Source organism: Caballeronia sp. INML2 (assembly GCF_023631365.1).
GTDB classification, from domain to species: Bacteria; Pseudomonadota; Gammaproteobacteria; order Burkholderiales; family Burkholderiaceae; genus Caballeronia; species Caballeronia turbans.
This window is the reverse complement of the sequence record NZ_JALQDH010000080.1, coordinates 87,043-112,403: the sequence shown is the minus strand read 5'-3', so window position 1 is coordinate 112,403 and position 25,361 is coordinate 87,043. Positions and strand designations below refer to the sequence as shown.

Genomic DNA, 25,361 nt, shown 5'->3' with positions numbered 1-25,361 from the left:
GGATGCCTGTCACTTTGACATGCGGCGCCGGCACACTGATAGGACGATCCTGCTGCGTCAGGTGGTCGTCGTGCGCCCTCGCATCCCGAGCCATGCGAGTCCGGCCGCGCCGAGTCCAAGCGCCGCCGCCGCAATCCATAACGCGATGGAGAAGGAGCCCGTGTGCGCCGCGATCGGCGCCGCGACGAGCGGTCCGGCGATTTGTCCGAGCCCGTATGCGGCGGTCGCGTATCCCATCAGGCCCGCCGCGGCTTCACCGCGCAGCCGGCGCGCCTCGCGCATCGCGAACAAGGTGATCGCGGTGAAGGGCAAGCCGAGCAGCGCACTGCCGATACCGAAGCCGAGCGCGCTCGGAAACACGATGCCCAGCAAGATGCCGAGCGCCTGAATGAGATAGCACGCCGCCGACAGCAGCCGGTTATCCCACGACAGCGGCAGCCGCGCGGCGATCAGCGCGCCGGCGATCAGCGCGAAGCCGAACGCGGGCCAGAACAGGTCGGGCCACGGCGAGCCCGGCAACGCCTGTCGCGCGATGACAGGAAGAAAGGTCGCGGTGATGATGTAGCCGAAACCCGCGAGGCTGTAGAGCCCGACGAGCCCGATCGAATCGGCGCGCGACGATGCGAGCGCCACGCGATCGGCGGCATGCGCGCGCTCGCGCGACGCCGGTGCCCGATGCGCGAGCGTCCTCCATACGAGCGCGCCCGCCACGCACGAACAGACCGCGAAGCCGATCCATACCCACGGCGCCGGCACGCCGAACGCCGCGGCCGCCGCACCGAGCAAACCGGTCGCCACGATGCCGACGCCGGGGCCCGCATAGATCACGCCGCCGAGGCCGTGCGCGTCGAGCTCGGCGAGCCGCCGCAAGCCCCATTGCGACGCGAACACGAATGCCCACGCGCTGACGACGCCCGCCGCGAACCGTATCGCGGCCCACAGCCAGAAGAGATGGACGAGGCCCATCGCGAGCGTCAGCACGATGGTCCACGCGAGCGCGAGGCGCACCATGCGCGCGTGATCGATGCGGATCGCCGCGCACGACAACGCGCCGATCAGATAGCCGGCGTAGTTGGCCGATGCGAGCCAGCCGCCGTGACGGATATCGAGCGCGCCGCTTTTGAGCATCAGCGGAAGCAGCGGCGTGAAGGCGAATCGCCCGACGCCGAGCGCCACCGCGAGCACGACGGCGCACGCGAGCGCGGCATATCGCGCGTGATGAGCGGGCAACGACGATGCTTGAGCGGGCGATGCCATAGTCGATAGGCGAAGCGGTAATGCACCCATCCTAGCTTGATCGTAGTATCTTGAAAAATGAATAATCGAGATACAACCAATCTTCTGGAAAGATCATGGATCTGTCGGCATTGACGATTTTCCGGGCGGTCGTGCGCGAGAACGGCGTGACGCGGGCAGCGGCGAAGCTCAATCGTGTGCAGTCGAATGTCACGACGCGCATCCGTCAGTTGGAAGAGACGCTCGGCACGGATCTTTTCATCCGCGATGGCCGGCGTCTCGTGCTGACGCCGGCCGGCGAGACCTTGCTGCCTTACGCGGAACGTCTGCTCGCGCTCGCCGAGGAAGCGCGGCACGCGGTCAGCGAGAATCGTCCGCAAGGCCGTCTGCGGCTCGGGACGATGGAAAGCACGGCCGCGAGCCGCCTGCCGCGCGTGCTGGCCGCCTACCACCAGCGCTGGCCGCAGGTCACGCTCGAACTGGCGACGGGCGTGACCCGCGCGCTCATCGAGAGCGTGCGCACCTTCGAAGTGGACGCGGCTGTGATGGCGCGTCCCATCGAGCCCGACGCGCTTGCCGCCGAGCAGTTCGAGTCCGTGCCGGTGTTCGAGGAAGAGCTGGCGCTGATCACGCCGCGCGGACAGCATCCGGTGACGATGGCGCGCGAGGCGGCGGGCCTGACGCTCGTGGCGTTCGAGCGCGGTTGCGCTTACCGCTCATACGCGATGCGCTGGTACGAGCAGCAGGGTATCAGGCCCGCGCGGGTGCTGGAGCTGGGTTCGTATCACGCGATCGTCGCGTGCGTGGCGGCAGGGGCGGGCGTCGCGGTGGCGCCGCGCTCGGTGCTCGAGCTCGCGCGGCTGGATGGCGAAGTGGACCTGCATCCGATGGGCGAACTCGGTCGTGTGGATACGCTGCTCGTGTGGCGCAAGGGGCATTTCTCGGCGGCGCTCGACGCGATGCGCGAACTGCTGGTGGGCGGAGTGGCCGCGTGACTGCTTGAGATGTTGCATGGAAGTCGAGTTCGGACATAATCGATATCAGCGAACTGAACGTTGACGTGAGGTCGATCCATGCAACTGCAAACGGGTAACCTGTTCGGCTTCGAGGCAAAGCACGGCAGCGAAGAGCGGATCGACATGCTCGTCACGGGACAGCGCCTGAACGTGGAGCGCATCGTGTCGATGGGACACGCGAGTCCCGAAGGCTTCTGGTACGACGACTCGCGCGCCGAATGGGTCGTGTTGCTGACGGGCGCGGCCGTGCTCGAGTTCGAGGAGGACTCGACGCGGCACGACATGCATCCGGGTGACTACGTGCTGATCGAGCCGCATTGCCGGCATCGCGTCGCGTGGACGCATGCCGACGAGCAAACCGTATGGCTTGCGATCTATTACGAACGATGAAGGCGCGTCGAGCGTGATGCGACCCGCGCTCACAGCAGACGAGGATCTTGCGTCGCGGGTTGCGGCGAAATCTGCAATGGCACCGGAATGTGCAGTTCCTTCAAGAGCGCGGCGGCGCTGGGCCACGACGCCGGCAGCGACGGCGGCAACTCGGGAATCGTGTTGCCGCCGCCCGGCAGGGTCACATGCGCGATCCCGCCGCGCACGGCGGACATCGCTTGGCGGTCGATCGTGTCGACGCGAGGCAGATCGGTGATGGTCAGAGTGGTCATGGCGGGTCTCCTGGCAAAAGTGAAGTGAATGGCGACATGCAATTCGCCACTCATTCATTTGCACGCGGCGTGCCAATGGGTGCGAAAGTCTCTGTTCATAGGCGTCGAGCGGGTTCAGGTTAAGCGCGCAAGCGTGTCACGCGACGGCTGGCGAGCAACAGGTCGATCGCTTGCTGTCGGCGAGAGACAGACTTTCTCCCGTCAAGTCGCATCGCACAGCCTGAACGATTGTCCAGTTCGGCAAATCAGGTCCAGCGAGGAGTGGCGAAACTCATGATGAAGCTCGGGGTGCTCGGCGTCGGCGATCTGACCGAGAAGATGATTCGAGGATTGCATCGTAGCGGCACCGATACGGCGTTTATCCTTTCGCCCAGAAGCCGCACGAGGGCGGAAAGTCTCGCGAAGGATGTCGGCTGTGCGTTGATGCGCGATAACCAGGAAGTCGCGGATGCCGCTGATGTCATTCTGATCGGCGTTCGTCCGGGGCAACTCGACGAGCTCGCGCAGGAGATCACGCTGAAGCCGAGCATCCCGCTCGTTTCCGTCGTCAGCGGCGTGCCCGTCGGCGATTTGCAGCGTATGTTCGGCGCCCGGGAATGCACCCGCGCCATGTTGTCTCTTGCTGCCGAGATCAATCGCTCGACGGTCGCGGTCTATCCCGCAAGCTCAGCGATGGCGCCATTGCTCGCTGCGCTGGGAAATCCGGTGCTTCTCTCGACTGAACGCGAATTCGAGCTTGCCACGGTGGGCGCATGCATGAACGGATGGTTCTATTTTCTGCTTCACGATCTGCAGCAATGGTTCGTTCAGAAGGGCTTCACACCCGACGATGCAAGACAGCTCGTGCTCAGTGGCGTTGAAGACTGCGTTGCTTACTCGCGATACAAAGCATCGTCGGGAATCGGCGAAATCGGTTCATCCATCGCGACGGCGGGCACCTATACGGCGCAAGGACTGGAGGTGCTGGAAAAGCTCGGCGGCAACGCGGCGTGGAAAGCCGCATGCGAGCATGTGTTCGATCAGTTGACCGCGAAGTAACCCGCGGGCGCGATCGCTCACTCGAACTCGAAGTTGCGCCGCGCGTAGAAGCGCTGAAGCTCGTGCTTTTTCGGCCGTACGCCCGTGAAGACTTCGACGTACTCCGGAATGCGCATCATGCGGACCGACATGTCTTCGTCGGGTTTCGTCGAGACATAGCCGGCCTGCGTGAAATAAGCCACGCGCGCGCGGACATCGGCTGAGCGCGGCGCATAGTCGAATCGCTCGAACAGGGCAGTGAGCGCCGCAATGCGTTGCGCATCGTCCTGCGCCATCTGCGCCGCAATTTCCGGCGATTGCTGCGCCCAGTTGCGTATAGCGGCCTCGAATCGCGAGTCGAAAATAGTGTCGTCGAACCAGCAGTCGAATACGTTCAGCATCGCTTCGCACACACTGTCCGCATACGCTTCCGTTCGTTCGATCCAGTTGCCTGTGTTCTTCTGTTTCCATCGGTCGAGCAGTGCGGCGAGCAGTTCCTCGCGATCCTTGAAGAACCAGTAGAAGCTGGTTCGCGAAAGATTCAGCTTTTTTGCAAGCGGCAGGATGCGCACCGCATCCACGCCTCCTTCGAGGAGGCCTTCATACGCCGCATCCAGCCACATTTCGGCGGAGCCGCGCACCACGTCGAGCGTCTCGTCCATTTCGTTTTTTCCCTGGTCGATCATGCGTCACAGTCAATGTACACCATTGTCTCCCTACTTGACACATGTGTACAGTGGTTCTACTCTTCACCACGACAGGCGTTTCGTTCCCACTCGCTTCGATGAGGCATCCATGTCCACGGACCCGCTGCTGCAGCCTTACACGCTGAAACACCTCACTTTTCGAAACCGGATCATGACGACGTCGCATGAACCGGCCTACGCCGAGGATGGGATGCCGAAGGAGCGCTATCGCGCCTACCACGTCGAGCGCGCGAAGGCCGGCATTGCATTGACGATGACGGCGGGCTCCGCGGCGGTATCGAAGGACAGCCCGCCGGTCTTCAACAACATCCTCGCGTACAAGGACGAAGTCGTGCCGTGGATGAAGGACCTCGTCGACGAGTGCCACGAGCACGGCGCGAAGGTGATGATCCAGTTGACCCATCTCGGCCGCCGCACGCGCTGGGACAAGGGCGACTGGTTGCCTGCCGTCTCGCCGTCGCACAGTCGCGAGCCCGCGCACCGGGCTTTCCCGAAGAAGCTGGAGGACTGGGATATCGAGCGCATCGTCCGGGACTTCGCGGATGCGGCGGAGCGCATGAAGGCCGCCGGCCTCGACGGGCTGGAAATCGAATCCTATGGTCACTTGATGGACCAGTTCTGGTCGCCTCTGACGAATACGCTCGAAGGTCCGTATGGCGGTTCGCTTGAGAACCGCATGCGCTTCACGTTCGACGTGCTGCGCGCGATGCGTGAGCGCGTCGGCGAGCGCTTTCTCGTCGGCATCCGTTATACGGCCGATGAGATGCTCCCGGGCGGCATCACGAAAGAAGAAGGCATCGAGATTTCGAAGCGCCTCAAGAACAGCGGCCTCGTCGATTTCCTGAATGTCGTCCGCGGGCATCTGGAAACCGATGCCGGGCTCACCGACGTCATTCCCATCATGGGGATGAAGAGCGCTCCGCATCTCGACTTCGCGGGCGAGATCCGGCAAGCGACGGACTTTCCCACGTTTCATGCGGCGCGCATTCAGGACGTCGCGACGGCGCGCCATGCGATCGAGTCGGGCAAGATCGACATGGTCGGCATGACGCGCGCGCATATGACCGATCCGCATATCGTGCGCAAGATCATCGAGCGCAGGGAAGACGATATCCGGCCCTGCGTGGGCGCGAACTATTGTCTGGATCGCATCTATCAGGGCGGCATGGCGCTGTGCATCCACAACGCCGCGACGGGCCGCGAACTGGAGATGCCGCACACGATCGAACCCGCCGCGACGAAGCGCAGGATCGTCATCGTGGGTGCGGGGCCCGCGGGTCTTGAAGCTGCGCGCGTCGCGGGCGAGCGCGGGCACGACGTCGTCGTGCTGGAAGCGATGAACGATCCCGGCGGCCAGATTCGCCTCACCGCGCAAAACGTTCGCCGCAAGGAGATGATGGGCATCATCGACTGGCGCATGGCGCAGTGCGAAAGGCTCGGCGTCCGGTTCAGGTTCAATACGTGGGCCGACAACGAAACGGTGCTGGCGGAAAATCCGGATGTGGTGATCGTCGCGACCGGCGGCATGCCGCACACGGAGGTCTGCAGCGAAGGGAACGAGCATGTCGTCTCTTCGTGGGACATCATTTCCGGCGATGTGAAACCCGGCGCGAATGTCCTGATCTTCGACGATGCCGGCGATCACGCCGCGCTTCAGGCGGCCGAAACGATTGCACAGGCCGGCGGCAAGGTGGAAGTGATGACGCCCGACCGCTCTTTCTCGCCCGAAGTCATGAGCATGAATCTCGTGCCCTATATGCGCTCGCTGCAAAAACTCGCGACGACCTTCACGGTGACGTTTCGCCTCGAGTCCGTTCGCCGCGAAGGCAGCGAACTGGTGGCGACGATCGGCAGCGACTACGGCGGTGTGAAGAAGGAGCAGCGCCACGATCAGATCGTCGTCAATCACGGCACGATTCCGATGGACGAACTGTATTTCGAACTCAAGCCGCTTTCGAAGAATCGCGGCTCGGTGAACTACGAGGCGCTCATCGACGGCAAGCCGCAAAGCGCGCAGACGAATCCCGAAGGGCGCTTCCAGCTCTTCAGGATCGGCGACGCGGTGTCGGCGCGCAACACGCACGCCGCCATCTACGATGCGCTTCGTCTGGTGAAGGATCTTTAAGCGTTACTTCTCGATCTGCTGATTCCAGCGCTGATCCCACTGCGCGCGATTCGCGTTGATCGTGTCCCAGTCCACCACGGTCACTTTCTTCACGAGTGCGTTCAGGTCGCCGAGATTCTTCTCCATCTCCGGCGTCATCTTCGCCTGCGTGTTGGTGGGAATCTGCTTGCCGGCTTCGGCCGCCTTCGTCTGCGCGGGCGCCGAGAGGAGGAATTGCGCAAGCTTCTGCGCGAGCGCCGGATCCGGATTGTTCTTCACGACGCATACATCGACGAGCAGCAGCACCGCGCCTTCCTTCGGCGCGACATACGCGACCGGTAGACCCTTGTCCTTCAGATCGCCGATGGCGGTCGGCGTGAGCGGAAAGAGGCCGGCTTCGCCCGTCGTGATCATCTCCGAGAGCTTCGCCGAGTTCGGAATGTATTCGACGACGTTCGGGCCGACTGTCGTCGCCCATTTGGAAAAGCCCGGCTCGACGTTCTTCTCGCTGCCGCCGAGGATGCGGTTGATCGCAAGGAAGCCATGCAGGCCGAACGTGCTGCTCGAGGCCGACTGGAACACCACCTTGCCCTTGTACTTCGGATCGGCGAAATCCATCCACGAGGTCGGCGGCGCCCAGCCTTTTTCCTTGAAGAGCTTCGTGTTGTAGCCGATGCCGGTCATGCCGAGCTGCACGCCCGCGCCCATGTCGTCCTTCAGGCGCGCGAACGGATAGAGCTCCTTCAGCACGGGCGAATCGTCGAGCTTCTGGCACACGCCCATGCTGACGGCGCGCGCCATCACGCCGTCATCGAGGAACGCGACGTGGATTTGCGGGCTGTTGCGGTTCGCGAGCAGCTTCGCGAGCACGTCCGAGGATGTGCCCGGCACCACGACGACCTTCACGTTGTTGGCTTTCTCGAACTCGGGCAGAACCTGACTCGTATAGGCCTTTTCCATCGGTCCGCCGTTCATGCCGATATAGATCGTCTTGCTCTGGGACCAGGCGGACGGCGCAACGCCGAGCGCGACGAGCGCGGCAATCGAAACGAGTGTGCGGGGCAGCTTCATCGTGAGTTTTCCTTGTTCTGGCTGAGTGAGTGGCTAATGAGTGACGGATAGAGGCATCGAACTGAACCGTCCGATCGAGAACGCGTCGATCGGCGTGCTGGTCTCGCCCTGCGTAACCAGTTCGGCGAGCACTTCGCCGACGCCGGGCGCGAGCAGGAAGCCGCCGCCCGAAAAACCGAACGCATGCAGAAGGCGCGGCGTGGTGCGGCTTAACCCGATGATCGGATTGCCGTCCGGTGTTTCGCCTTCCACGCCGCTCCATGTGCGGATCAGGAGCGCATCGCGCAGGGCGGGCAAGAGCGCGCACGCGTCGCGCATCACGGCGCGCGTCGTGGCCGTCGATGGCTGCGCGTACTCGCCGTCGCCATGTCCGCGCCCGCCGCCGATCACGCAGTTGCCGCGCTCCACCTGACGCGCATAGATGCCGCCACCGACCACGCCGAGACTGTGCCCGATGAAAAGCGGCAGCGGCTCGGTTACCCACATGTTCGGGTAGATGGGCTTCATCGGCGCGCTTTCGCCGAAGCTCCCCGCGATGCGGTTCGCCCACGCGCCCGCGCTGTTGACGAGCCAGTCCGAACTGATGCGCTCGCGGCCCGCGCGCATCTGGAAGCGCGTGCCGTCGAAGGTGATGTCGGACAGCTCGGTCTGCTCGCGCACGTCGGCGCCCGCGCGCCGGGCGGCATGCGCAAAACCCGGCGAGACGAGACGCGGATTCGCGTGGCCGTCGCTCGGGCAGAGCGAGCCGCCGATCGCCGCAGGACCGAGCCACGGATAGCGCTGGCGAAACGCCGGGCCGCTCATCACGTGCGATTCGACGCCGTGTTCGCGCGCCATCGCGGACCATCGATCGAGCACGTCGAGATCGGCTTCGCGCCGCGCGAGACGCAGATGACCCGACACGACCATCTCGCCGTCGATGCCGATCAGCTCCGGCAAGCGGCCATAGACGCGCCGCGCGCGCACGGCGAGCGGCAGCTGTTCCGCCGTGCGTCCCTGCGTGCGCACGCCGCCGTAGTTCACGCCGCTCGCCTGCGCGCCGCAGAAGCGCCGTTCGATCAGCGCGACGCGCATGCCCGATTTCGCGAGCGCGAGTGCCGTCGACGAGCCGACGAGCCCGCCGCCCGCGATCACCACATCGAAATGACTCACACCCGCACGCGTGTCATTCATCGTGGGCTTCCTCGGGCTGCACGTGCACGCCGTCGTCGTAGAGCATCGGTGTGATCGGGATGGGCTTGATGGGCGCCTGGCTGCGCAGACGGCCGACATCGGCGAGCGGCTTGCCGGTTTCGGCGGCAAGCAGGGCGATCGCGGATTCGCCGCACATGCGGCCCTGACAGCGGCCCATGCCGATGCGCGTCAGCGACTTCAACCGGTTGACTTCCGTGGCGAGCCCGCTGCGGATGCACGCGCGCATCGTGCCCGCGGTGACGTCCTCGCAGCGGCACACGGTCATGTCGTCGGGCCAGTGCTGCGCGGCGTTCACGGGCGGCGCGAATGCATGCTCGATGCCCGCGCGGAAAACGGCGATGCGTGCGAGTTCGCGTTCGAGTTTCGTGGCATCGGGCTGCGCGCTTCGGTGCGTCACGATGCCGATGTCTTCGATCAGCGCGAGTGCGGCGCGCCGTCCCGCGGGCTCGGCGGCGTCCGCACCGGCGATGCCCGCGCCGTCGCCGGCGAGATAGACGTTGCGCGCCGAGCTGCGGCCCGCCGCGTCGCGCTCGGGGAGCCAGCAGCGATTGAGCGGGTCGAAGCGAAAGCGGCATCCGGCGAGATCCGCGAGCTGCGTTTCGGGGCGAAGGCCGAAGCCCATGCCGACGGCATCGCAGTCGAGCGAGCGTGGCTCGCCGCGACGCGTGCGCCAGCGGATGCCGCGCACGGCATCGTCGCCATCGATGCGATCGAGCGTCACGCCGCGTTCGATACGCACGCCGTGCGCCTGCAGCCATCCGACGTAATACACGCCCTTGGCGAACATCGACGGCTGGCTCAGCATGCGCGGCGCGGCGGCGGCCTGACGCGCGAGCGGGCTCGTATCGAGCACGGCCGCGACCCGCGCGCCCGCCTTCGCGTATTGATAGGCGACGAGATACAACAGCGGTCCGGTGCCCGCGAACACGACGCGCGATCCGATCGCGCAGCCTTGCGCCTTCAATGCGACCTGCGCGCCGCCGAGCGTGAATACCCCCGCGAGCGTCCAGCCGGGCAGCGGCACGATGCGATCCGTCGCGCCGCTCGCGATGATCAGATGCGTGAACGGCACGCTCGTCTCGCGGCCCGCGTGAAGGGTGTCGAGGCGGTTCTGTTCGCACGCCCACGCGAGCGTGTCGGGACGATAGTCGATCTTCGGCAGCAGCTTCGCCATCGCGTCGTGCACGGCTTCGGCTTTCTTCGCCTCGAAGCCATAGAGCGTCGCTGCACTGCGCTTGAAGCCGGCGCCGGCGGGCGGCTGTCGATAGATCTGGCCGCCCCAGCGCGCGTTTTCATCGATGACGACCGGCCGCACGCTCGCCGCGACGAGCGTCTCTGCCGCGCGAATGCCCGCCGGCCCCGCGCCGACGATCACCACACGATGCGCGCCGCTCATCGAACATCCTCCGTGACGACACGCATGCCCGCCTCCACGCGCGTCGAGCATGCGCGCATGCGCTTGCCGTCTTCGCCGCGCACCCAGCAATCCTGGCACGCGCCGATCAGGCAGAAGCCCGCGCGCGGCTTGCCGCTGAATTCGCTATGCCGCACGTGTCGTTGCCGCATGAGGATGGCGGTCAGGAGCGTATCGCCCGCGAGCGCTTCGGCCGGCACGCCATCGAGAACGAAGGGAATGCGCGCGCGATGGGTCTCATCGAGACGGACGAATTGCGGCGCATGATGAATCGTTACGGTGCTCATGAGTGGGTTCAGTGCTGGCCGATCAGAATGCGGTTGAGCCCGTACACGCGGTCGAGAATCAGCATCGCGCCCGCGGTGATGAAGATGACGAGCGCGGAGACCGACGCCATCATCGGATCGATCGATTCGGTCGCGTACATGTACATGCGCACCGGCAGCGTCACCGTTTGCGGCGATGTGACGAAGACGGACATCGTCAGCTCGTCGAAGCTGTTGATGAACGCGAGCAGCCAGCCTCCGGTGATGCCGGGCAGGATCATCGGCAGCGTGACGCGGCGGAAGGTCGTCCACGCACTCGCGCCGAGCGACGACGCGGCGTGCTCGATGCTGCGGTCCATGCCGCTCACCGACGCGAGCACGAGCCGCATCACGAACGGCGTGATGATGACCATGTGCGCGAGGATCAGCCACGCGAACGAGCCGGTTACGCCGATCAGCGCGAAGAAGCGCAGCATCGCGATGCCGAGCACGAGGCCGGGAATCACGAGCGGCGAAAGCAGCAGCGCGTTCAGGAAGCCGCGCCCGGGAAAGCGCGCGCGGCCGATCGCGAGTCCCGCGGGCAACGCGACGACGAGCGCCAGCGTCGCCGATGCGAACGCGAGCTTCACGCTGTTGAAGAACGCCGAGATGAAGTCGGGATAATCGAGAATCGCGCGGAACCAGCGCAGCGAGAGGCCGCGCGTGGGCAGCGTCAGCGTTTCTTCGGGCGTGAACGCGACGAGCACGACGATGACGAGCGGCGCCAGCACGAACAGGATCACGATCGTATGGAACGCGAGCGCGACGGGACCGTTTTTGCGCATGATGGATCGCCTCGTTCAGCCCATGCTGCGCGTGTAGCGCCGCTCGAGCACGCGATAGTAAGTGAGCATCACCACCAGATTCGCGACGAGCAGCAGCATTGCGATGGTGGCGCCGAGCGGCCAGTTCATGGAACTGAGGAACTGGTCGTAGACGGTGGTGGCCGCGACCTTCAGACGGCGTCCGCCGAGCAGTCCCGGAATCGCAAAGGCGCTCGCGGACAGGCCGAACACCATCAGACTGCCCGAAAGAATCCCCGGCACGAGTTGCGGCAGCACGATGCGCCACAGCGTGACGGCGGGCGAGGCCATCAGCGAGAGCGCGGCGTTTTCGGTCTGCGGATCGATGCGCTGGAGCGCCGTCCACACCGGGATCACCATGAACGGCAGCATCACGTGAACCAGCGCGATGACGATCGCGAACGTCGTATAAAGCAGCTTGTACGGACCGAAGCCGAATGCGCCGAGCAACTGATTCACGAGTCCGTTCACGTTGAGCAGCATGCTCCAGCCGAACGCGCGCACGACGACCGAGACGAGCAGCGGCGCGAGGATCACGAGCAAAAAGATCGAGCGCCAGGGATCGCCCATGCGCGACAGGATGTACGCCTCGGGTGTGCCGATGACGACGCACAGCAAGGTCACCAGCGCGGCGATGCCGAACGTGCGCGCGAAGATCGTGTGAAAGTACGACGACCCGAGCACTTCGGCGTAGTTGTGCAGATCGAACGCGGCGACGGGGCCCATCGCCGGATCGAAACGATAGAACGTGAGCGCGAGCGTCATCGCGAGCGGCACGATCACGAGCACCGCGAAGAGCAGGAGCGCGGGCGCGCTCATCATCCACATCGGCAGATAGGCATGCCACGGGGCGCGCCGGGTGCGTTTCGATTTCCCCGTTGCGGCGGGCTCGGAAGAGCGCAGCGTGCTATCCACGAGCGGCCTCCTGCTGGATAAAGCGGATCGACTCCGTGTTCCAGTCGATGCCTACTTGCGCGCCTTCTTCGAGCGGTTCGTCGCCGTGATTCTGGCAACACACGAGCATTTCGCCCGCGCGGCTGTCGAGCCGGTAAAGCCATTGGCTACCGAGGAAGAACCGGCTCGTCACGCGGCCGGGCAGACGTCCGCTGCCCGCCGCGCCGAGCTTCAGTTTCTCGGGGCGGATGCACACGGTCACGGCATCGCCGACGCCGATCGCGCGCTCGCGCTCCGGCAGTTGCGAGGTCGAGCCAGTCTCTGCGAGATCGTGGCCGAGATCGATGCGAATGGCCTCGCCGTCGCGCGCGACAATCGTGCCGCGCAGCATGTTGGCCTTGCCGATGAATTGCGACACGAAGCTCGTCTCGGGACGCTCATACGCACGATACGGCGTATCGACCTGCGTGATGCGGCCCGCTTCCATCACGACGACGCGATCGCTGATCGACAGCGCTTCCGACTGATCGTGCGTGACCATGATCGTCGTCGTGCCGATCTTGCGCTGAATGCCGCGCAGCTCGAACTGCATGTCCTCGCGCAGCTTCGCGTCGAGGTTCGACATCGGCTCGTCGAGCAGCAGCACGGGCGGCGCGATGACGATCGCGCGCGCGAGCGCCACGCGCTGACGTTGGCCGCCGGACAGTTCGCGCGGAAAACGATGCGCGAACGCGTCGAGCCGCACGAGCGACAGCGCCTCGCGCACGCGCTCGCGGCGCTCGCTCTTGTCGATGCCGCGCATCTCCAGCCCGAAGCTCACGTTCTGCTCGACGCTCATGTGCGGAAAGAGGGCGTAGCTCTGGAACACGATCCCGAGTCCGCGCCGGTTCGGGCGCATGTGCGTGATGTCGCGGCCATCGAGCATGATGCGCCCGCGCGTCGCTTCGATGAATCCCGCGATCATCTGCAAGGTCGTGGTCTTGCCGCAGCCCGACGGCCCGAGCAGCGAGACGAATTCGCCCTTCTCGACCGACAGATTGACGTCGGCGACGGCGTGCAGATCGCCGAACGATTTCGAAAGATCGGTCAACGTGAGAAACGACATGGCCTGCCCCTTCGGCGCGGCGCGCGCCGGCGATGTACGACTGATTCCGATGAAATGGACTCTAGCCAGCCAAATTCCGAAGCGTCAATTTAAAATTCCAGTGAGTGATTGAAAGTTGATGCCAAATTTCGAACAGCGGAATTGTTTGCTTCTTAGACTGTGGTTTATTCTGCTGAACGTGATCTGGGTAATCCCTTAGATTGCGCAACCCGCGCGGATCGGGTCGAATAGTGGCGGAAAGAGCGCGCAGCGCGGCCATTCCATCGAATGGAATAAACGAGGCGAAGATGAAGGCTTCTGACGAAGGAAACGGAACATCGGCGCCGGAAACGCCCGGCGTCGGCATGCTCGAGCGTGCGTTCGCCGTGATCCGCGCCCTCGGCGAGGATCAGGCCGAAGGCAGTCGTGTCACCGCGCTCGCGAAGGCGGTCGGACTCACGCAGGCGACGGTGCACCGCATCTTGCACGCGCTGATCGCTGAAGGCGTCGTCGAACAGGACGAAGGGACCAAGCGCTATCGGTTGAGCGTCGACTTCTTTTCGCTGGCGGCGCGCGCGGGCAACCCGAGCCGGATGCGCACGCTGTGCCGGCCTGCGCTGCTGCGGCTATGCGCGAGTCTCGGCGACACCATCTTCCTGCTCGTGAAGAGCAGCTTCGATGCGGTATGCCTCGACATGTGCGAAGGCCCGTTCCCGATCCGCTCCTTTACCGGCGACGTGGGCGGACGCGTGGCGCTGGGCGTCGGGCAGGGCAGCCTCGCGATTCTCGCGTTTCAACCCGAGGAAGAGCGCGAGGAGATCATCCGCTTCAACGTGCCGCGGCTGCATAACTATGGCGTGTTCGACGAGGTCTATCTGCGCACCGAGATCGAGCGCGTGCGTGCGCAAGGTTATGCCGGGCGCAACAGCGGGCTGATCGACGGCATGGCGGGCGTCGCGGTGCCGATTCTCGATCGTTCCGGGCTTGCGGTCGGCGCGCTGAGCGTCGGCACGCTGTCGACGCGTCTCGGCGAAGACCGCCTGCCGATGGTGGTCGAGTTGCTGAAGCGTCAGGCCGCGATTATCGGGCCGCAGATCAATCCGTTCGATGTAGCCGTGCGTCGCCCGGTCCACGGTCTGACGCGCGCGATGGCGACCCGGCCGTTGTCCGCTCCGGAGCAGTAGCGCTCACGGGCTCAACCGGCTCACCGTGCGGGCGTTCGATCCATTGAGCAGACGGAAACGGATCGATCCCTGCTACCAGGAAGCCACGAGACGTCGAGTTCAAGAGGAAAGGAACATGAAACGGGTTCGGACATTCGTATGCGTGATCGTGTCGTGCTGCATGAGCACGGCGTATCCCGCGCACAAGACGGCATCCGCCAGCGGCCATCACACGAAGGCCACATCCGCTCATGAACGCGGTCTCGACCGCTCGGGCAATCCGCGCAAAGGCAAGGCTTCGTACTATGGCCACAAGTTCTACAAGAAGAAGATGGCCGACGGCACGCAGATGAATCCGCAATCCGACGCGGCCGCCAGCAAGACGCTCCCGCTCGGTACTAAAGCACGGGTCACGAATCTCGAGAACGGCAATAGCGAAGTGGTGCAGATTCGGGATCGCGGCCCGTATGTGAAGGACAGGATCGTCGATGTTTCGCCGAAGACGGCGGACAAGCTCGGGATCAAGAAGGAGGGCACGGCGGCGGTCGAAGTCAAGCCGATCGAAGTTCCTCAGCCTGATGGCACCGTGAAGCTGGGCGCGGGGGCGCGCTAGGTGCGTGCATTTTCTGGGACGGTATGGGCTTTCGCCGGATGCCGCTTTCTACTTGGTTTATTTGCAGAGGGGCAACGCCAATAGACCGACACGCTAACGGGAACCGGCGAAGCCCGATTAACACACAACGCGATGACGCGCCGTACTCTCACTCCTTCTCACGCAACCGGAGTTCCTTCACGCATGACGAGAACCAACGAATATCAGCAGCCCATCGGCGAAGCGGTGATCGACTGGACGCCGCGCGAGCGGCCCGCGCGCATCGCCATCGAAGGCAAGCATTGCCGCATCGAGCCGCTCGATGCGGATCGCCACGCGGCCGATCTCTTCGACGCCTATGGGCAGGCCCCGGACGGCAGCGACTGGACCTATCTCTTCGTCGGACCGTTCACGGACTTCGACGCGTTCCGCGACTACCTGACGAAAGCCGCGGCATCCACCGATCCGCTTCACTACACCGTCGTCGATTCCGCGAGCGGCAAGGCGGTCGGCACACTCGCGCTGATGCGCATCGAGCCCGTGCATGGTGTCATCGAAATGGGCAGCGTCACGTTTTCGCCCTTGCTCAAGCAGACGCGCATATCGACGGAAGCGCAGTATCTGTTGATGCGTCATGTCTTCGACGACCTGGGGTATCGGCGCTACGAATGGAAGTGCGACAGCCTGAACGCGCCTTCGCGCAAGACCGCGCTGCGGCTCGGCTTCGAGTTCGAAGGCATCTTCAGGCAGGCGATCGTCTATAAGGGACGCAATCGCGATACCGCCTGGTACGCGATCATCGACAAGGACTGGCCGCGCATACGGCGCGCTTTCGAGCGCTGGCTCGCCGACGACAACTTCGACGCGAACGGCAAGCAACGTGCATCGCTTGCGCAGTTGCGGGAGGAGGGCGGCAAGTGAATCGAATGCCGCCCCGGTGACTTGCTTTTACTTGCCGATGCCGAGCAGTTCGACCTCGAACGTCAGGTCGCTGTTCGGCGGGATCGCGCCGACGCCACGATCCCCGTAGGCGGTTGCCGCGGGGCACGTCAACTTCGCCTTGCCGCCGACCTTGATCTTCTGCACGCCCTGGGTCCAGCACGGAATCACCCGGTTGAGCGGGAAGGTCGCGGGGCCGCCGTGCTTGCTCGAACTGTCGAACTCGGTGCCGTTGGCAAGCGTGCCGCGATAGTTGACGCTTACCACGTCGTCGGCTTTCGGTTGCGCACCCGTGCCTTGTTTGATGTGTTCGACGACCACGCCCGATGGCAATTTGTCGACGGCGTTGGCGGCGAACGCGCTCGATGCGATGACCGATGCTGCGAGCAAGGCGATGACTGTTTTCATGCGATAACCTCGTTGGACGGAACGCCGATTATATCGGTAGCCTTCCCGCCTCAATCCGGCCGCGCCTGCGGGCACTCCGCCTGATACCAGCGATCGACCTGACGCTGCGCCGCGTGCAGATCGTCCGGATAGTACGGATCGAAAAACTTGGATGGGTCGTATCCCGCCCGCTCCAGCGCCGCCAGTTCGCTCAGGTTGCGCTCGCGCGTGGGCGGCGCGTGGTTCCTGAGCGCGGTGAGGTCGCGGCATTGCGTTGCGCTCAGGTTCGTCGCACTTTGCTGCGTGCCGCCCGCGACGCAGCCGGCGAGCGAGATTACCAGCGCGGAGAGCGTCGCGCGGATTTTCAGTAGTTTGCTCATGTCGTGCTCCTTCTGCCCGTGTCTGAAGGTTACTGCATACACGAAGCGTCCATCCGAAGTATCCCTGGTACGGCCTGAAGCGCATCGTCCATACCCGGCGACGACTACGGTTGCGCCATTGTTTGCATTTCGCAAATGACGCATTCGCCGGTTCGGCCGTTCTTTTCAAACCGTGTCTGGGCCACTCTCTGTTGCGTCGGCGAGGCGCACTGCGACGAATCCGCCGGCGATTCTGACTCGGAGACAAAGATGACCTCGAAACGGTGGGGTACGTCCTACGAATGGAAAGCGGTGACGCTGCTTGCGCTCGGCTTCGGCCTCGTCGGACTGGATCGCTGGCTGATCGCGCCGCTCTTCCCGGCGATCATGAAGGACCTGCATCTCACCGCGCAGGACGTCGGCAACTGCATCGGCGTACTGGGTCTCTCATGGGGCGTGTTCGCGGCGCTGATGGGCGGCATCTCCGACAAGATCGGGCGACGCAAGGTGCTGATCCCCGCGATCATCGCTTTCTCGCTGCTCTCCGGTTTCTCGGGCGTGGCGGGCGGTCTCGCCAGTCTGATCGCCGTGCGCGCGCTCATGGGCGTGGCCGAAGGCTCGTTCTGCCCGACGAGCTTCGCCGCGACCGCGGACGCGTCCCATCCGAAACGGCGCGGCTTCAATCTCGGGCTCCAGCAAAGCGGCTTCGCGCTGTTCGGGCTCGCGCTTTCGCCGATCATCGCCACGCAATTGCTCAACGTGGTCTCATGGCGCTGGGTCTTCGCGCTCGTCTCCGTTCCCGGCCTGATTCTCGGGCTGCTGATGTTCTTCGTGATTCGCGAGCCGCGAGCGATCGAGCCGGCGTCTACGGATCGGCAGGCGACGGTCGCAGAGGGCAACTGGCGCGACGTGCTGAAGCGTCGCAACATTCCCGTCGCCATGATTGCGCTCTTCTGTGCGATGACCGGAGTCTTCGTGCTCGGCGCGATGCTGCCGCTTTACCTTACCGAATACCTTTCGCTGGACACTCAGCGCATGGGCATCGTGGTGTCGGCAATCGGCTTTGGCGGCTTCGTCGGGCAGTTCGGTCTGCCGGGGCTTTCCGATATCGTCGGCCGGCGGCTCGCGAGCATCGCCGGCTTCGCGGGCACGGCGGTCATGCTGTATGTGTTTCGCGGTCTCGGCGCGCAGCCGCTCGTCCTCTTCGTCGTGCTGTTCGTCGCGTCCTTCTTTACGCTGGGCCTCGTTTCGCTGCTCTCCGGGCCGGTCGCGACGGAGGCGGCGCCCGTTGGCATGGTGTCGACCGCAATCGGCATCGTGGTGGGCGCAGGGGAGATTTTCGGCGGCGGGGTGGCGCCGGCGCTCGCCGGATTCGTCGCGACACGATTCGGCATCCAGAATATTCTCTGGCTGCCCATCTGCGCCGTGCTGCTCGGTATCGGCGTAAGTTTGCTGCTCGAAGAAACCGCGCCCGCCAGGGTGCGCCGCAATGCGCGGGCGGTCGAGCTCACTGGAAGCGAGCAGCCCGAGTAAGTGTGCCGCCCGGGAGCCTCGCGCGCAGCGGATACACTGACATGCTGGACACGATCGAAAGGAACCAGCATGGATCGTTTTCTCAGCATCGAGGCCTTCGTGCGGGTCGCGGAGACCAGCAGCTTCGCGGAGGCCGCGCGTCAGCTCGGGGTGGCCAGCTCGGTGGTCACGACGCGCATCCAGCAGCTCGAAAAGTTTCTCAACGTGCCGCTGTTTCATCGCAGCACGCGGCACGTACGGCTGTCCGACGTCGGCGAGGCGTTCTATCGGGACTGCGCGGAAGTGGTGGGACGCGTCAACGAACTGACCGACCAGATGCGCGAGCTGCGCGCAACCCCGACCGGGCGGCTGCGCATCCAGATGCTGCCGGGCTTCGCGCTGGGTCACTTCGGCGCGTCGATGGCCGAATTCAATCGACGGTATCCCGGTATCCAGCTCGACGTGATCGTCAATGACCGCGTCGTCGATCCGATCGAGGAAGGCTTCGACGTCGCCTTCCAGATTTTCCCGGCTATCTCCGAATCCTTGATCGAGCGGCGTCTTTTCACCGTCCGTCGATTGTTTTGCGCGGCGCCCGCGTATTTGCAAGAGCATGGCGCGCCGCGGCATCCGCGTGAATTGCTGGATCACAGGACGGCGCTCTATTCGGGCTATCCGTCGCGCAATCGCTGGACGATGACGCGCGGCGACGAGGTCGTCGAAATCGAATTGCCCGGCATCATCCGCTCCAATTCCGTCCATCTGCTGCACGATTACGCGCTGACGGGCGGCGGGATCGTGTGCCTGCCGACGCTGGTGGCGAGCGCGTCGCTGCTGAATGGGGCGCTCGTGCCGATTCTGGCGGACTATGCACTCTCACCGATGAACTTTGCAGCCGTCTATCCGGCGACGCAGCGTCAGGGGCTCAAGGTGAAGGCGCTGGTCGAGTTTCTCGCCGAGCGACTGGGCCCGGAGCCGGCGTGGGACGTGCCGCTCATCGAGCGCGGATGGGTTCAGTAAGCCATGCAACTAATCGTCTGTCCCGCAACCAGCCTTTGAACGCTGCCAGTCACCGACGCTGCGGCCCGAACATCCGCGACAAGGCCCGTGCAAGCGCCTTCACGACGGCGTCGGCGGTTGGGCGATGCATCAGCGCGATGTCCATCGTCTCGATGGCCGGCAGCCCGCTTTTCGTCGTCAACACGACGTGATCGGGCGCAACGGCCCGCGCCGGGAGAAGGCTGATGCCCAGACCATCGGCGACGGCCGCCTGAATGCCGCTCAGACTCGAACTGATGAAGCTCAGGCGCCAGCGTCGTCCGATGCTTTCGATCGCGTTGGTCATGTCGTCGCGATACAGCCCGCGCGGCGGGAAGGCGACGAGCGGAATCGGATCGAGTCCGATCGACGGACTCTTCGCGCTGTCGATCCATCGCAGTTGCTCCGGCCAGTTCGCGACGGCCTCGCGGCTATTGCGCCGCTGCTTCACGAGGACCAGATCGAGCTCGCCGCGATCGTAGCTGTTGCTGATGTCGCGGCACAGTCCGCTCGTCACTTCGAGCTTCACCTGCGGATGCTTGCGATTGAACGCGGCGAGCATGTGCGTCGTCGGCCCGCCGACGAAGTCTTCCGGCACGCCGAGACGCACCGTCAGGCCGACGTTCGCACCGGATAGCGCCTCGATCATTTCATCGTTGAGTGCGAGCATCCGGCGGGCGTAGGCGAGCAGCGTTTCTCCGGCGTCGGTCGGAAGGACGTCGCGACTGCCGCGTTCGAGCAGCTTGTGTCCCGCCATTTCCTCCAGGCGACGCACCTTCTGGCTCACTGTCGACTGCGTCGAATGAAGCCGTGCGGCGGCTGCGGTGAAGGTGCCGCAATCGGCCACCATGACGATGGCTTTCAGCAGATCCAGGTCGAAGTGCGGGGTACGGGCTTGGGGAACGTTTTTCATCGACCCGGTCGATCTTTGAATTTCGGACTTTGACTTCTATCACGCGTGACCGGGCGCTGGCAATCACACAGCGTTCGTTCGGCCGGCACGCCCGATTAAAAGCGCGTGCCGCATCGCGCGAGGAATCAGCGTAGTGAGTTGAGCGTCAGCTTCATGTGACGGTTGACGTCCTTGTACAGCAGATAGCGGAAACGGCTCGGGCCGCCTGCATAACACGCTTGCGGGCAGAATGCGCGCAGCCACATGAAGTCGCCGGCTTCGACTTCGACCCAGTCCTGATTCAGCCGATAAACCGCCTTGCCTTCCAGCACATAGAGACCGTGTTCCATCACGTGCGTTTCCGCGAACGGGATGACGCCGCCGGGCTGGAACGTGACGATGTTCACGTGCATGTCGTGACGCATGTCGCTGGTATCGACGAAGCGCGTCGTCACCCAGCGTCCTTCGGTGCCGGGCATCGGAATCGGCTCCACGTCCTGCTCGTTCGTCACGAACGCTTCGGGCAGCGGCACGCCATCCACGGCTTCATAGTGCTTGCGGACCCAGTGGAAGCGGGCGGTATCTTTATGACGATTGCGCAATTGCCAGTTCGTGCCGGGCGGAATGAACGCATAGCCGCCGGTCTTCAGCACGTGCAGGGTGCCTTGCAGCGTTACTTCGATTTCGCCTTCGACGACGAACAGCACGCCTTCGGCTTTCGGGTCCTGTTCCGGATGCTCGCTGCCGCCGCCGGACGCCACTTCCATGATGTATTGCGAGAACGTTTCGGCAAAGCCCGACAGAGGCCGCGCCAATACCCACAGACGCGTCTTGTCCCAGAACGGCAGATGACTGGTGACGATATCGCGCATCACGCCTTTGGGGATGACGGCATATGCTTCGGTGAACATCGCGCGATCGGTCAGCAACTCTGTCTGTGATGGATGACCGCCATGAGGCGCGTAGTAGGTATTGGTTGACATAGGTGAGTCTCCGTTGGGGTTCACGCCGTCGCACTGAAGGCGACGCCGTGCTGGACCTGTACAAAAATATAGGAGACGCGGGGTATCGACAAATTAAATGTTCGAATGCGGGGTATCCGTTTTCTGAATGGGATCGCATGGGCGCTGCGGCAGACGATCCTTTCAGACAGCCAGGCGAATGCCGCGCGGTGCGTTAACGATGTTTTGCGGCTTTCCCGCGACATACGCCGCGACATTCTCCATGAGTCGATCCGCGAGCGTCTGAATTGCGCCGTCGCTCGCCCACGCGACGTGAGGCGTGAGAATGAACGCCGGATGATCCAGGATATCGTTCAAGGGATTGTCTTTTCGCAGCGGCTCATGACTTGCGACATCGAAGCCTGCGCCCGATATCGAGCCACCCTTGATGGCACGAACCAGTGCCGCCTCGTTCACGAGTCCGCCGCGCGCCGTATTGATGAGCAGCGGGCGCTGTCTCATCTTCGCGAACTCCGCATCGCCGATGAGATCGCGGGTCTGATCGTTGAGCGGACAATGCAGCGTGATGATGTCGGACGCTTCGAGCACGCGCTCGAACGGCGTATAAAGCATTCCCATATCGTCGCGTCCCTTGAAAGCCGAGAAAAGCACCTTCAGCCCCAGCGCTTTTCCCATCTCGGCGGTCGCCTTTCCCAATGCGCCGTCACCAATCACACCGAGCGTCGCGCCCGCCAGATCCTTGATGGGATAGTCGAAAAAGCAGAATTGCCCGGACGCTTGCCAGCGACCCGCTTGCACTGCCGCACGGTAAGCGGTCAGGCTGCGCCGAAGCGCGAAGATCAGCGCGAAGGTGTGCTCCGGGACCGTGTGCACCGCATAGTCGCGAACGTTGCAGACCGATATGCCCATTTCATTGCAGGCGCCAATGTCCACGTTGTCGGTGCCCGTTGCGACGATCGCGATCAGTTTGAGGTTCTTGGCCTGAGCGATCACATCGCCGGAGAGCTTTACTTTGTTGGTGATGACGATATCGGCATCGCGAACGCGACCGGGCAAATCTTCGGGCCGGGTTGATTCGAATACGCGCAGTTCGTGACTGAACGGCAAGTCCTTCAGGCGCGTATTCGGCGGAATGGTCGATCGGTCGAGGAATACGACACGCAGGGTTGACGATGATGAAGTCATGTTCTATCGGTGGCTCATGCTGCTGTGATGATGATGTGCTTCGAGAACGAAGCATCGGCTTTGACGAAGTTGAGATGTCAGTCGTCGCGCGGACCAAGGGCGAGCTGGTGCTTGAACGTCTCGCGGTCGAGCGCCTTTTCCCATTTTGCGACGACGATCGTCGCAATGCCGTTGCCGATGACGTTGATCAACGCGCCGCCTTCAGAGATGAACCGATAGATGCCGAGCACGAGAACAAGGCCCGCGACAGGTATGCCGGGCACGGAACTCAGCGTCGCCGCCAGTACGATGAACGCGCCACCGCTGACGCTCGCCGCGCCTTTGGACGTAAGCAGCAGGACGAGCAGAAGCGTGAGCTGATGACCGATGCTCAGCGTGCTGTCCGTCGCCTGCGCAATGAAGATGGCGAGTACGGTCATGTTGATGCAACTGCCGTCGAGATTGAAAGAGTATCCGGCAGGCACGACGAGACCGACGACGGATTTCTCGCAGCCGAGTCTTTCGAGCTTCGCCATGAGCCGAGGCAGCGCGGACTCCGACGACGACGTGCCGAGCACGAGAAGCAATTCTTCGCGGATATAGCGCAAAAACGAGATCAGGCTGAATCCTGCGAGCCTGCAAACCACACCGAGAACGACGAACACGAAGACGAATCCGGTCAGGTAATAGGTCAGCAGAAGCTGTCCGTACGAGCCGAGCGAGACGACGCCGTACTTGCCGATCGTGAACGCAATCGCGCCGAACGCGCCGATCGGCGAGACATACATCACGATGCGGACCATGTTGAAGAACGTGTTCGCGCCGGCGTCGATCACCGAAAGCAGCGGCTTGCCTCGTTCGCCGAGCATCTGAAGCGCAAAGGCGAAGATGATCGAGATGAACAGCACTTGCAGGATGTCGCCCTCCGCAAACGCGCCGAAGACCGTCGTCGGAATGATGTGCGACAGGAACCCGACGACGCTCTGGTCGTGAGCGGCCTTGGTGTACGCAGCGATGGACGACATGTCGAGCGTGCGCGGATCGATGTGCATGCCGCTTCCGGGCTTCATCAGGTTCACCGCGATCAGCCCGATGACGAGTGCAAGCGTGGTCATCGCCTCGAAGTAGATGAGCGACTTGATGCCGACGCGTCCCACCGATTTGATGTCGTTCATGCTGGCGATGCCGTGCACCACCGTGCAGAAGATCAGCGGCGCGATCATCAGTTTGATGAGTTTCAGGAAGTTGTCGCCGAGCGGCTTCATCGCTTCGCCGAAAGAGGGATAGAAGTGCCCGACGAGAATCCCGAGCACGACTGCGATCAGGACCTGGATATAAAGATGCTGAAACCACCGCTTGCGCGGACGGGGAATGGCTCGCGCCTCGACAGGCGCTTCCGTTGTGATGCTCATGCGTCGTCTCCTGTTACATCACTGAGAGTCGGGTCGGCTTATCTGCCGTTCACCGCTTGAAGCGGGGCGCCTACGCCACGGGTTCGGATATCTCGATCAGGTTCAGATCGGGATCGCGGACGTAGACGGAACGGATTGTTTGCGTCGCGCCCGTGCGTTGCACCGGGCCTTCGACGATCGGCCACTTGCATTGTTCGAAATGCGCGATGACATCGTCGAGCGGAACCGTCGCGATGAAGCACAAGTCCAGCGCGCCCGGCAGCGGGAGATGCGCTTTCGGTTCGAACTCGGCGCCCCGAACATGCACGTTGATCTTTTGATTGCCGAAGCGGAACGCGAGGCGCCCCTCGCCGAAAGTCTCGAGCCGCATCTGCAGGATGTCGGTGTAGAAGCGCTTCGTAGCTTCGACATCGACGCAGGTCAGCACGAGATGATCGAGATGCCCGATAAAGCTCATGTCAGACTCCCATTCGCTGTGCGAAAGCGCGTTGTTCCGGTTGACCGTCGCCGGCGGCGCAAGGCATCGCATGGAGGTCGAGACGACGGCCCGCCTTGAGCAACTGGCTCGGCACGTCGTGGCCGATCAAGGCCGGCAGCAGCGCTGAAGCGGACAGGAGCGCGGCAAGATCGACGCCCGTGTCATAGCCGTCGAGTTCGAGCATGTGAACCAGCTCTTCCGTGCAGACGTTCCCGGTCGCCCCCGGCGCATACGGACAGCCGCCGAGACCGCCGAGCGATGCATCGAAGCGGTCGATGCCCGCATTGAGCGCGGCCAGCGTGTTGGCGAGCGCCATGCCGCGCGTGTTGTGAAAGTGCAGCGTCAGTTCGAGCGCGGCAAAGCGCTCGCGTGCGGCCGCGCACAACGCACCGACCTGCGAGGGAAACGCCATGCCGGTCGTATCGCATAGCGTGACGCCGTGCACGCCGAGATCGGCGAAACGCTGCATCCAGCCGAGCACGTCTTCCTGCGCGATGTCGCCTTCCATCGGGCAACCCATCGCTGTCGAGAGCGACACGTTGATGGCAACCTGCGTCTGCGTGACGACGCCGATCACATCGCGCAATTGCGCGAACGACTGCTCGCGGCTCATGCGCAGATTCGTGCGATTGTGACTCTCGCTCACCGACATCACCAGATTGACTTCATCGACGCCGCACGACAGCGCGCGCTCGGCGCCGCGAATGTTCGGCACGAGCACGGTATAAACGATGCCGTCGCGCCGCGCGATGCGGTGCATCACCGCTTCGGCATCGCGCAGCGCGGGAATTGCTTTCGGCGACGTGAACGACGTCACTTCGATCTTCGCGTAACCGCAAGCGCTCAGACGATCGATGAGCGCGATCTTCGCGTCGGTATAGACGAACTGCGCTTCGTTCTGGAAGCCGTCGCGGGTCGCGACTTCCTGGATATGAACACGTTTGTTTTTCATGGTG

The 25,361-nt window shown here is 63.7% G+C and carries 26 protein-coding genes and 1 pseudogene; 9 read left to right on the top strand and 18 right to left on the bottom strand.

The window, feature by feature from the left end:
- Positions 1–57 precede the first annotated feature (57 nt).
- Entirely contained in the window at positions 58–1,257 is a 1,200-nt protein-coding gene (locus NCT32_RS27990) for a YbfB/YjiJ family MFS transporter (RefSeq protein ID WP_250490720.1), read from the bottom strand.
- A 95-nt stretch (positions 1,258–1,352) separates the two neighbouring features.
- On the opposite strand from NCT32_RS27990, the gene NCT32_RS27985 reads away from it, so the two are divergent.
- Together NCT32_RS27985 and NCT32_RS27980 are read left to right on the top strand one after the other, a co-directional pair.
- The gene (locus tag NCT32_RS27985) at positions 1,353–2,231 is read left to right on the top strand and encodes a LysR substrate-binding domain-containing protein (RefSeq protein WP_250490719.1); all 879 of its coding nucleotides are present in this window, start codon (positions 1,353–1,355) and stop codon (positions 2,229–2,231) included.
- A gap of 78 nt (positions 2,232–2,309) precedes the next feature.
- On the top strand, positions 2,310–2,642 hold the full coding sequence (locus NCT32_RS27980) for a cupin domain-containing protein (RefSeq protein ID WP_061120871.1): 333 nt from the start codon (positions 2,310–2,312) through the stop codon (positions 2,640–2,642).
- A 29-nt stretch (positions 2,643–2,671) separates the two neighbouring features.
- Here the strand turns inward: NCT32_RS27980 and NCT32_RS27975 are convergent, their stop codons facing one another.
- Complete coding sequence (locus tag NCT32_RS27975) at positions 2,672–2,914, bottom strand: hypothetical protein (protein ID WP_250490718.1); 243 nt, start codon at positions 2,912–2,914, stop codon at positions 2,672–2,674.
- Between the two features lie 273 nt (positions 2,915–3,187).
- On the opposite strand from NCT32_RS27975, the gene NCT32_RS27970 reads away from it, so the two are divergent.
- Complete coding sequence (locus NCT32_RS27970; RefSeq protein ID WP_250490717.1) at positions 3,188–3,952, top strand: NAD(P)-binding domain-containing protein; 765 nt, start codon at positions 3,188–3,190, stop codon at positions 3,950–3,952.
- A gap of 17 nt (positions 3,953–3,969) precedes the next feature.
- Here the strand turns inward: NCT32_RS27970 and NCT32_RS27965 are convergent, their stop codons facing one another.
- Positions 3,970–4,593 carry a TetR/AcrR family transcriptional regulator gene (locus NCT32_RS27965; RefSeq protein WP_061120928.1) on the bottom strand — a complete coding sequence of 208 codons (624 nt, stop codon included), beginning with the start codon at positions 4,591–4,593 and terminating at the stop codon, positions 3,970–3,972.
- 133 nt (positions 4,594–4,726) lie between these two features.
- Here NCT32_RS27965 and NCT32_RS27960 point away from each other — a divergent pair, with 133 nt between their 5' ends.
- Positions 4,727–6,763 (top strand): NADH:flavin oxidoreductase, encoded by a 2,037-nt coding sequence (locus NCT32_RS27960; protein WP_061120873.1) that lies wholly within the window; start codon positions 4,727–4,729, stop codon positions 6,761–6,763.
- A 3-nt stretch (positions 6,764–6,766) separates the two neighbouring features.
- On the opposite strand, the gene NCT32_RS27955 is transcribed toward NCT32_RS27960, so the two are convergent.
- Genes NCT32_RS27955 through NCT32_RS27925 form a run of 7 tightly spaced genes read right to left on the bottom strand, consistent with a single transcriptional unit; the run spans position 6,767 to position 13,528 of the window.
- Positions 6,767–7,813, bottom strand: coding sequence for an ABC transporter substrate-binding protein (locus NCT32_RS27955; protein WP_061120874.1), 1,047 nt, complete (start codon positions 7,811–7,813; stop codon positions 6,767–6,769).
- Positions 7,814–7,846: 33 nt separating this feature from the next.
- Complete coding sequence (locus NCT32_RS27950) at positions 7,847–8,986, bottom strand: FAD-binding oxidoreductase (RefSeq protein WP_061120875.1); 1,140 nt, start codon at positions 8,984–8,986, stop codon at positions 7,847–7,849.
- The gene (locus tag NCT32_RS27945) at positions 8,979–10,403 is read right to left on the bottom strand and encodes an NAD(P)/FAD-dependent oxidoreductase (protein ID WP_250490716.1); all 1,425 of its coding nucleotides are present in this window, start codon (positions 10,401–10,403) and stop codon (positions 8,979–8,981) included. Before NCT32_RS27945 ends, NCT32_RS27950 begins: the two co-directional genes overlap by 8 nt.
- Positions 10,400–10,708 carry a (2Fe-2S)-binding protein gene (locus tag NCT32_RS27940; protein ID WP_061120877.1) on the bottom strand — a complete coding sequence of 103 codons (309 nt, stop codon included), beginning with the start codon at positions 10,706–10,708 and terminating at the stop codon, positions 10,400–10,402. The genes NCT32_RS27945 and NCT32_RS27940 overlap by 4 nt, the downstream gene beginning before the upstream one ends.
- 8 nt (positions 10,709–10,716) lie before the next feature.
- Positions 10,717–11,511 carry an ABC transporter permease gene (locus NCT32_RS27935; protein ID WP_061120878.1) on the bottom strand — a complete coding sequence of 265 codons (795 nt, stop codon included), beginning with the start codon at positions 11,509–11,511 and terminating at the stop codon, positions 10,717–10,719.
- A 15-nt stretch (positions 11,512–11,526) separates the two neighbouring features.
- A complete protein-coding gene (locus NCT32_RS27930; RefSeq protein ID WP_061120879.1) occupies positions 11,527–12,444 on the bottom strand; it encodes an ABC transporter permease in 918 nt (305 codons plus the stop codon).
- Positions 12,437–13,528, bottom strand: a complete 1,092-nt coding sequence (locus NCT32_RS27925) for an ABC transporter ATP-binding protein (RefSeq protein ID WP_061120880.1) — start codon at positions 13,526–13,528, stop codon at positions 12,437–12,439. Before NCT32_RS27925 ends, NCT32_RS27930 begins: the two co-directional genes overlap by 8 nt.
- Before the next feature lie 287 nt (positions 13,529–13,815).
- On the opposite strand from NCT32_RS27925, the gene NCT32_RS27920 reads away from it, so the two are divergent.
- The 3 genes and pseudogenes from NCT32_RS27920 to NCT32_RS27910 all read left to right on the top strand — a co-directional run.
- Complete coding sequence (locus NCT32_RS27920; protein WP_250490715.1) at positions 13,816–14,691, top strand: IclR family transcriptional regulator; 876 nt, start codon at positions 13,816–13,818, stop codon at positions 14,689–14,691.
- A gap of 115 nt (positions 14,692–14,806) precedes the next feature.
- The gene (locus NCT32_RS27915; RefSeq protein WP_250490714.1) at positions 14,807–15,283 is read left to right on the top strand and encodes a septal ring lytic transglycosylase RlpA family protein; all 477 of its coding nucleotides are present in this window, start codon (positions 14,807–14,809) and stop codon (positions 15,281–15,283) included.
- A gap of 183 nt (positions 15,284–15,466) precedes the next feature.
- A pseudogene (locus NCT32_RS27910) lies at positions 15,467–16,165 on the top strand (GNAT family N-acetyltransferase); the annotation flags it as partial.
- A gap of 45 nt (positions 16,166–16,210) precedes the next feature.
- Here NCT32_RS27910 and NCT32_RS27905 read toward each other — a convergent pair.
- The gene (locus NCT32_RS27905) at positions 16,211–16,609 is read right to left on the bottom strand and encodes an FKBP-type peptidyl-prolyl cis-trans isomerase (RefSeq protein WP_061120884.1); all 399 of its coding nucleotides are present in this window, start codon (positions 16,607–16,609) and stop codon (positions 16,211–16,213) included.
- A 50-nt stretch (positions 16,610–16,659) separates the two neighbouring features.
- Positions 16,660–16,968: a DUF4148 domain-containing protein gene (locus NCT32_RS27900; RefSeq protein ID WP_250490713.1), complete on the bottom strand. Its 309-nt coding sequence runs from the start codon at positions 16,966–16,968 to the stop codon at positions 16,660–16,662.
- A gap of 249 nt (positions 16,969–17,217) precedes the next feature.
- Here NCT32_RS27900 and NCT32_RS27895 point away from each other — a divergent pair, with 249 nt between their 5' ends.
- The gene (locus NCT32_RS27895) at positions 17,218–18,480 is read left to right on the top strand and encodes an MFS transporter (RefSeq protein ID WP_250490712.1); all 1,263 of its coding nucleotides are present in this window, start codon (positions 17,218–17,220) and stop codon (positions 18,478–18,480) included.
- Positions 18,481–18,549: 69 nt separating this feature from the next.
- Positions 18,550–19,479 (top strand): LysR family transcriptional regulator, encoded by a 930-nt coding sequence (locus NCT32_RS27890; RefSeq protein WP_061120887.1) that lies wholly within the window; start codon positions 18,550–18,552, stop codon positions 19,477–19,479.
- A gap of 49 nt (positions 19,480–19,528) precedes the next feature.
- Here NCT32_RS27890 and NCT32_RS27885 read toward each other — a convergent pair whose 3' ends face one another.
- The 6 genes from NCT32_RS27885 to NCT32_RS27860 all read right to left on the bottom strand — a co-directional run bounded on the left by NCT32_RS27885 (position 19,529) and on the right by NCT32_RS27860 (position 25,357).
- The gene (locus NCT32_RS27885; protein ID WP_250490711.1) at positions 19,529–20,410 is read right to left on the bottom strand and encodes a LysR family transcriptional regulator; all 882 of its coding nucleotides are present in this window, start codon (positions 20,408–20,410) and stop codon (positions 19,529–19,531) included.
- A 125-nt stretch (positions 20,411–20,535) separates the two neighbouring features.
- Positions 20,536–21,372 (bottom strand): bifunctional allantoicase/(S)-ureidoglycine aminohydrolase, encoded by an 837-nt coding sequence (locus NCT32_RS27880; protein ID WP_061120889.1) that lies wholly within the window; start codon positions 21,370–21,372, stop codon positions 20,536–20,538.
- Between the two features lie 162 nt (positions 21,373–21,534).
- Positions 21,535–22,536, bottom strand: coding sequence for a D-2-hydroxyacid dehydrogenase (locus NCT32_RS27875; RefSeq protein WP_250490710.1), 1,002 nt, complete (start codon positions 22,534–22,536; stop codon positions 21,535–21,537).
- 77 nt (positions 22,537–22,613) lie between these two features.
- Complete coding sequence (locus tag NCT32_RS27870; protein WP_250490709.1) at positions 22,614–23,927, bottom strand: dicarboxylate/amino acid:cation symporter; 1,314 nt, start codon at positions 23,925–23,927, stop codon at positions 22,614–22,616.
- 70 nt (positions 23,928–23,997) lie between these two features.
- On the bottom strand, positions 23,998–24,384 hold the full coding sequence (locus NCT32_RS27865; RefSeq protein ID WP_250490708.1) for a VOC family protein: 387 nt from the start codon (positions 24,382–24,384) through the stop codon (positions 23,998–24,000).
- Between the two features lies 1 nt (position 24,385).
- Positions 24,386–25,357, bottom strand: a complete 972-nt coding sequence (locus NCT32_RS27860) for a hydroxymethylglutaryl-CoA lyase (RefSeq protein WP_250490707.1) — start codon at positions 25,355–25,357, stop codon at positions 24,386–24,388.
- Between the last annotated feature and the right edge of the window lie 4 nt (positions 25,358–25,361).

Bases quoted from the DNA above. Each gene is read 5' to 3' on its own strand.
- NCT32_RS27990 (WP_250490720.1), bottom strand. From the start codon at position 1,257: ATGGCATCGCCCGCTCAAGCATCGTCGTTGCCCGCTCATCACGCGCGA.
- NCT32_RS27945 (WP_250490716.1), bottom strand. From the start codon at position 10,403: ATGAGCGGCGCGCATCGTGTGGTGATCGTCGGCGCGGGGCCGGCGGGC.
- NCT32_RS27920 (WP_250490715.1), top strand. From the start codon at position 13,816: ATGAAGGCTTCTGACGAAGGAAACGGAACATCGGCGCCGGAAACGCCC.
- NCT32_RS27970 (WP_250490717.1), top strand. From the start codon at position 3,188: ATGATGAAGCTCGGGGTGCTCGGCGTCGGCGATCTGACCGAGAAGATG.
- NCT32_RS27915 (WP_250490714.1), top strand. From the start codon at position 14,807: ATGAAACGGGTTCGGACATTCGTATGCGTGATCGTGTCGTGCTGCATG.
- NCT32_RS27890 (WP_061120887.1), top strand. From the start codon at position 18,550: ATGGATCGTTTTCTCAGCATCGAGGCCTTCGTGCGGGTCGCGGAGACC.
- NCT32_RS27960 (WP_061120873.1), top strand. From the start codon at position 4,727: ATGTCCACGGACCCGCTGCTGCAGCCTTACACGCTGAAACACCTCACT.
- NCT32_RS27875 (WP_250490710.1), bottom strand. From the start codon at position 22,536: ATGACTTCATCATCGTCAACCCTGCGTGTCGTATTCCTCGACCGATCG.
- NCT32_RS27870 (WP_250490709.1), bottom strand. From the start codon at position 23,927: ATGAGCATCACAACGGAAGCGCCTGTCGAGGCGCGAGCCATTCCCCGT.
- NCT32_RS27880 (WP_061120889.1), bottom strand. From the start codon at position 21,372: ATGTCAACCAATACCTACTACGCGCCTCATGGCGGTCATCCATCACAG.
- NCT32_RS27955 (WP_061120874.1), bottom strand. From the start codon at position 7,813: ATGAAGCTGCCCCGCACACTCGTTTCGATTGCCGCGCTCGTCGCGCTC.
- NCT32_RS27905 (WP_061120884.1), bottom strand. From the start codon at position 16,609: ATGAAAACAGTCATCGCCTTGCTCGCAGCATCGGTCATCGCATCGAGC.
- NCT32_RS27965 (WP_061120928.1), bottom strand. From the start codon at position 4,593: ATGGACGAGACGCTCGACGTGGTGCGCGGCTCCGCCGAAATGTGGCTG.
- NCT32_RS27980 (WP_061120871.1), top strand. From the start codon at position 2,310: ATGCAACTGCAAACGGGTAACCTGTTCGGCTTCGAGGCAAAGCACGGC.
- NCT32_RS27950 (WP_061120875.1), bottom strand. From the start codon at position 8,986: ATGAATGACACGCGTGCGGGTGTGAGTCATTTCGATGTGGTGATCGCG.
- NCT32_RS27860 (WP_250490707.1), bottom strand. From the start codon at position 25,357: ATGAAAAACAAACGTGTTCATATCCAGGAAGTCGCGACCCGCGACGGC.
- NCT32_RS27895 (WP_250490712.1), top strand. From the start codon at position 17,218: ATGACCTCGAAACGGTGGGGTACGTCCTACGAATGGAAAGCGGTGACG.
- NCT32_RS27985 (WP_250490719.1), top strand. From the start codon at position 1,353: ATGGATCTGTCGGCATTGACGATTTTCCGGGCGGTCGTGCGCGAGAAC.
- NCT32_RS27975 (WP_250490718.1), bottom strand. From the start codon at position 2,914: ATGACCACTCTGACCATCACCGATCTGCCTCGCGTCGACACGATCGAC.
- NCT32_RS27885 (WP_250490711.1), bottom strand. From the start codon at position 20,410: ATGAAAAACGTTCCCCAAGCCCGTACCCCGCACTTCGACCTGGATCTG.
- NCT32_RS27865 (WP_250490708.1), bottom strand. From the start codon at position 24,384: ATGAGCTTTATCGGGCATCTCGATCATCTCGTGCTGACCTGCGTCGAT.
- NCT32_RS27925 (WP_061120880.1), bottom strand. From the start codon at position 13,528: ATGTCGTTTCTCACGTTGACCGATCTTTCGAAATCGTTCGGCGATCTG.
- NCT32_RS27935 (WP_061120878.1), bottom strand. From the start codon at position 11,511: ATGCGCAAAAACGGTCCCGTCGCGCTCGCGTTCCATACGATCGTGATC.
- NCT32_RS27900 (WP_250490713.1), bottom strand. From the start codon at position 16,968: ATGAGCAAACTACTGAAAATCCGCGCGACGCTCTCCGCGCTGGTAATC.
- NCT32_RS27940 (WP_061120877.1), bottom strand. From the start codon at position 10,708: ATGAGCACCGTAACGATTCATCATGCGCCGCAATTCGTCCGTCTCGAT.